The sequence below is a fragment of the Pseudoalteromonas sp. S3178 genome (assembly GCF_005886985.1).
GTDB classification, from domain to species: domain Bacteria; phylum Pseudomonadota; class Gammaproteobacteria; order Enterobacterales; family Alteromonadaceae; genus Pseudoalteromonas; species Pseudoalteromonas carrageenovora.
In genome coordinates, this window is record NZ_PNCW01000517.1 from 1 (window position 1) to 296 (window position 296).

Here is a 296-nt window from a genome sequence, read left to right on the forward strand (position 1 = left end):
TAATGTGCAACATGCGTTAGTGCAGGTAAAAGCACAAGGCGAAGATGCGAGCTTAGTAGCGTATGTGGTTGCACAAGAAGCGGCTAGTTGGGATGAGTCAAGATTAGTGGCGACGTTAAAGTCGCAGTTAGCGAGTTATCAGCTCCCGAGCCACTGGGTATTACTGCCAGAACTGCCTTTAACAGCAAATGGCAAATTGGATTTGGCGGGATTACCAGAGGTTGATTTCCAGACACGGGCAGCGTACGTAGGGCCACGAAATGAGGTAGAAGCGTGCTTATGTGATATCTGGTCAG

General features: G+C 49.0%; 1 protein-coding gene. It reads left to right on the forward strand.

Features of this window, described 5'->3' with window-relative positions; genetic code table 11:
* The coding region (locus CWC11_RS22010) for an AMP-binding enzyme (RefSeq protein ID WP_171038525.1) at positions 1–296 on the forward strand (296 nt) is incomplete at both ends.